Raw genomic sequence first — 2300 nt, forward strand, 5'->3', positions numbered from 1 at the left:
AGTGGCGCGGGCCGCCGTGCCCGCGGCTGAATTCGGGGCCATCAGAGCGATGGAACCACAGGATTGAATCGCGGGCACGGCGGCCTGCGCCACTTCTATTCCAGCAACTCTATTCCATCAATTGCCCAGCCGGACGAGCACTACCTTGTTTCGGAAATTGTAATCCGTCTCCCACGGATATGACGCCTCGCTGAGCTCGATCGTGGTAGGAGTGTCGAGCTTGGGCATGTCGCGCCGGCGGACGATCATCCATTTCGCGTCCCCTTTTGCAATCGCGTCCTGCAGGTCCTGCTTATCATCGAGTTCAGGGAGCGGCTTGGGCGGGTTGAGATAAAACAGCGGTCCCTCGGTCTTGAACAGGACGAGGTGGTCAGTCGATCCGCCAATTTTGTTCAACACCGCGTAGCCGAATGGCTTCTCACCGCGGTAAGCCTCCGCCGCAGGCATTGCGAAGATATAAATGTAGGTCATCGCGAGATATGCGATGACGCCCATCGAAATCGCGATGCGATACGGGCTGAATTTGCGAATTGTATATATGACGGCGACGACCGAGACGATCCAGAACACGATGAACGCAGGCTTCGCCGGCAAATCCGGGAGCGCATCATAAGGACTCGGCAGAATCGCCCAGGCGGGAATCAACAGGACGATACCGGCAACTGCGGCGAATGCGACGATCGCATAGCCGACGGTCAGCAGCCGGCGCGCGATCATCGAGCGAAGTTCGCCGGGGTACGCGAGAGTTCGGGCTACCAGGATTGCTGCAGCGGGGAGAATCGGCAGGATGTAGTAGCTGCGGCGCGATCCCGACAGCGTGAAAAATATGAACGTCGCCCAGAAATAGACCAACGCGAATCTGTCTGCGCGTGCCGGCTCGGCATTGGCGCACCGCAGCGTGTGCGTCTCGACCAGGGCCGCGGGCAAGAGTGCAGACCACGGCGCCATGAGGCCGAAGATGACGTAGACATAGAGATAGATCGGCCCGCGATGGTCGAACGGATGGAAGAATCGCACGACGTTTTCGCGATACACCATCGCGAGGCCTTTTTGCGTGCCCATCATGCGCGCCGAGATTTCGAACGGCAGGTAGTATACGAAGCCGCCAACCGCGATGCCGGCGACTGTGTACCAGTTGAAGAACCATCGATTTCGTTCGACGAGTTTTCTGATGCGATCGGCCAACGAGCCGTGGAGAATTTCTTGAAAAAACTGTGACCAGCCGTCACGCAGGCATGAGTATGCGCCGATTACCAATAGCGGCAGCGCGAATCCGAGCAGGCCTTTGGTGAGCGATGTCGCCGCCATTATCAGCCACAGGCCGACGACCCACATCCCGCGGCCGCGCTCTTCGTTGTGATTGAATAGCAACAGCGCGGCGAGCTCGCCGGTTATAGTTTCGACGTCGGCGCTCGCGTCGCGCGAAAAGAATACGAAGCTGAAACACGTTGCGAGGATGACGCCGGAGAGTATCGCAGTGCGAGCGTCGTAGAGGCGTCGCACGAGGAGCATCAGTAGCGCCACTGCGAGGAGTCCGGCGATCGCGCTGGGTAGGCGCGTTGCTGCCTCGTTGAGGCCGCCGGTGAACGGTGTCGAAAAAATTACGAGCCAGTACGAGCCGAGCGGCTTGTCGTAATAGACGTGACCGTTAATCGTCGGCCAGAAATAGTTGTGCGTCACCAGCATCTCGCGTGCAATTTCGGCCCACCGAAATTCCGACGACCACAGCGCTCGCGCACCGAGGCGGGCGAAGAAGAGAATCACGGCGAGAACCAGCACCAGGCCGGCACGCAGACGGAATCCCGAATCGTCAGGGACCGGATGCGGCAGCGTGGCGGAGTCGCGCGGTGCGGAAGCGGAGGCCATAGCAGCGAATTGTAACTGGCGCGCTCGATGCTCTGCCATATGCGCATCGATCGGAATGACAGAGCGCGGCGAGGCAGATAGGATGGAACGAGATTCATGAGCCAGGCAAAAAATCCCGAGAGTCATCCCGGCCGCAAGCCGAACCGGCTGATCAACGAGCAGAGTCCGTACCTGCGCCAGCATGCGCACAATCCCGTGGACTGGTATGCGTGGGGGCCGGAGGCGCTGGATCGCGCGAAGGCCGAGAACAAGCCGATCATGCTGTCGATCGGTTACTCGGCGTGCCACTGGTGCCACGTGATGGAGCGGGAGTCGTTCGAGAACGATGCGATCGCGCGGCTGATCAATGAGAACTTCGTCCCGATTAAAGTCGATCGCGAAGAGCGGCCAGACCTCGATCAGATTTACATGGACGCGGTGCAACTCATCACGGG

At 59.7% G+C, this 2300-nt stretch carries 2 protein-coding genes; one reads left to right on the plus strand and one right to left on the minus strand.

The window, feature by feature from the left end; genetic code table 11:
* Positions 1–117: 117 nt before the first annotated feature.
* Positions 118–1905, minus strand: coding sequence for an ArnT family glycosyltransferase (locus tag WB650_RS23240; RefSeq protein WP_422301714.1), 1788 nt, complete (start codon positions 1903–1905; stop codon positions 118–120).
* A gap of 57 nt (positions 1906–1962) precedes the next feature.
* On the opposite strand from WB650_RS23240, the gene WB650_RS23245 reads away from it, so the two are divergent.
* Positions 1963–2300: DUF255 domain-containing protein (locus tag WB650_RS23245; RefSeq protein WP_423962225.1), on the plus strand; the 338-nt coding region annotated here is incomplete at its 3' end.

This window comes from Binatus sp. (SeqCode) (assembly GCF_049584895.1).
Lineage (GTDB): Bacteria > Desulfobacterota > Binatia > Binatales > Binataceae > Binatus.

Coding starts and splice junctions, on each gene's coding strand:
- WB650_RS23240 (WP_422301714.1), bottom strand. CDS start 1,905: ATGGCAGAGCATCGAGCGCGCCAGTTACAATTCGCTGCTATGGCCTCC.